Annotated in this window: 1 protein-coding gene; it reads left to right on the forward strand. The window is 53.9% G+C overall.

The window, feature by feature from the left end:
- A partial coding sequence (locus AC5ELV_RS26200; RefSeq protein ID WP_493432442.1) for an amino acid adenylation domain-containing protein occupies positions 1–3,079 on the forward strand: 3,079 nt, incomplete at both ends.

A 3,079-nucleotide genomic window follows, 5' to 3' on the forward strand; every position in this document is an offset into this window, starting at 1 on the left:
TCTGGTCGTCATGCCGCAGGAAGCGATGAAAATCCGATTTGAATACAATGCGAAGCGATATGATCGTGAAGCCGTTGAACGGACTCAGGGTCATCTGGTACAGCTGTTGGAGCAGGTGGTGGCGAAGCCGGACATTCGAGTGCATGAGCTGGATATGTTAAGTGAGCAGGAGCGTGAGCAAATTCTCAGCGTATGGGGCAATACAGCTGCTGAGTATCCAAGCGAGCAAACGATTCATGGCTTGTTCGAGACACAAACGGCGCAGACACCGGAGCAGGCAGCGTTGTTCTTCGAAGGAGAGCAGTTGACCTATCGCGAGCTGAATGAACGTGCGAATCGTCTGGCGCGCACCTTGCGTAGTCAAGGCGTGACGAAGGATCGACTGGTGGGTCTGATGACCGAGCGTTCGGTGGACATGATCGTAGGTATCTTCGGGATTTTGAAGGCCGGGGGCGCGTATGTCCCTATTGATCCAACCTATCCGGAGGAGCGTATCCGCTACATGCTGGACGACTCGGGTGCGAAGCTGTTGTTGACGCAAAGCCATCTGGTGGACAAAGCAGCTTTTGACGGTAATGTGCTGGTGCTGGATGGAGCACAAAGTGTGTATCACGAGGATGGTTCCAATCTGGAAACGTTGTCCGGTCCGAATGATCTGGCTTATGTCATTTATACGTCGGGTACGACGGGGCAGCCGAAGGGTGTTATGTTGGAGCATCGCGGGCTGTGCAATCTGAAAACGTATTTTGATCAGACGCTCAAGATCCGTACGTCGGATCATACGTTGCTGTTCGCCAGCTATTCGTTTGATGCGGCTTGCTGGGAAATCTTCCAGGCGCTGTTCTGCGGAGCCACGTTGTATGTGCCAACGTCAGAGACGATTTTGGACTATGAGAGATTCGAACATTATATGACAGAACATCAGATTACGGTGGCGACGTTACCACCAACCTATGCGGTGTATCTGGAGCCGGAGCGGATGCCAAACCTGCGTATTCTGTTCACTGCCGGTTCTGCATCTTCAACCGAATTGGTATACAAGTGGAAGGATCAAGTGGCGTACTACAACGGCTACGGTCCAACCGAAAACTCGGTGGCGACGTCCATCTGGCCGGTATCCGAGGATGAGAGAGCCGGACAGCTGATTTCCATCGGACGCCCTGTGCCGAATCATCGGGTATACATGGTGGATGTGCATGAACATTTGGCTCCGGTAGGCGTAGCGGGTGAGCTGTGCGTGTCCGGTCCGGGTCTGGCTCGGGGTTATCTAGATCGTCCAGAGATGACGGCTGAGAAATTTGTATCGAATCCGTTTGCGGCTGGCGAAGCGGGCTATGAACGGATGTACCGTACGGGTGACTTGGCGAGATGGATGCCAGACGGTAACATCGAATATTTGGGCCGGATCGACCATCAGGTGAAAATCCGGGGCTACCGGATCGAACTGGGCGAAGTCGAGGCACAAATTTTGAAAGTGGAGGATGTACAAGAGGTCATCGTACTGGCCCAGGCGGACGAACAGGGACAAAACCAATTGGTGGCGTACTATGTCGCTGAAAGGGAAGTGAGCGCTGGTGAGTTGCGCAGCTTACTGGGCGAGGAGCTTCCAAACTACATGGTGCCTTCGTATTTGGTACAGCTGGAGCAGATGCCGTTGACACCGAACGGTAAAATCGACCGCAAGGCACTGCCAACACCGGAAGGCAGCCTGCAAAGCGGAGCGGATTATGTCGCACCGCGGACATGGGTGGAAGTGAAGCTTGCGCAAATTTGGCAGGATGTGCTGGGTCTGGCGCAGGTCGGTGTGAAGGAAAACTTCTTCGAGATTGGCGGACACTCGCTGCGGGCGACGACGCTGGCCTCGAAAATTCACAAGGAGCTGAACAAGCCGCTTCCACTGCGCAGTATTTTTGAAGCGCCAACGATTGAACAACTGGCAGCGGTCATGGAAGGTCTGGATCAAGTGGCGTATGCGTCCATACCGGTAACGGAAGAACGCAACTTCTACCCGTTATCTTCGGCGCAAAAACGACTGTATGTGCTGCATCAGTTCGACCCGAATGATGTGAACTACAACATGCCGTCAGTGCTGCAAGTGAGTGGTCCGCTGGACGTGAAGCGAGTGGAGGACGTGTTCCGTCAACTGATCGACCGCCATGCAACGTTGCGTACCCGCTTTGAGCTGGTGGACAGTGAGCCGGTGCAATGGATTGAGGACACCGTGCTGTTCGAGGTGGAGTATACGAAGGCACAGGTAGAGGGTGCAACTGCGGACACGATGGTCAGCCAGGAAGTACAAGAACGGGTGCAACAGTTTGTACGTCCGTTCAATCTGCAAGCCGCTCCGCTGCTGCGGGTAGGCTTGGTGGATCTGGGCGTACAAGGAGCGGAGCAAGAACCACAACACTTGCTCATGCTTGACATGCACCATATCGTCTCGGATGGTGTGTCTATGGGAGTACTGACCGATGAATTTGTCCGCTTGTACGACGGTGAAGAGCTATCGCCATTGCGGATACAGTATAAGGATTATGCGGTATGGCAACAAAGCGAGGCCCATCAAGAGTGGATGCAACGTCAGGAAGCGTACTGGCTCGACACCTTCCGGGGTGAACTGCCTGTACTGGATCTATCTACGGACTTTGCCCGTCCGGCGGTGCGAAGTACGGCAGGTGATACGGTGGTGTTTGGACTGGAACGTGAAGTCAGCGAACGTCTGAAAGAACTGGCGGCGCACACAGGCTCGACGTTGTATATGGTGCTGCTGGCTGCATACACCGCGCTCTTACACCAATACAGCGGGCAAGAAGATATTGTAGTCGGCACACCGATTGCAGGACGACCGCATGCAGATTTGGAACCGATCCTCGGGATGTTCGTCGGTACGTTGGCATTACGAAACTATCCGACGGCAGAGCAAAGCTTCCGAAGCTACGTGGAAGAAGTGAAAGTTTGTGCTCTGCAAGCCTATGAACATCAGGACTACCCATTTGAGGAGTTGGTGGAAAAGCTAAATGTGAAGCGGGATATGAGCCGCCATCCGCTGTTCGATACGATGTTTACCCTGCAAACCACCGAG

The organism is Paenibacillus sp. NMA1017 (assembly GCF_058895805.1).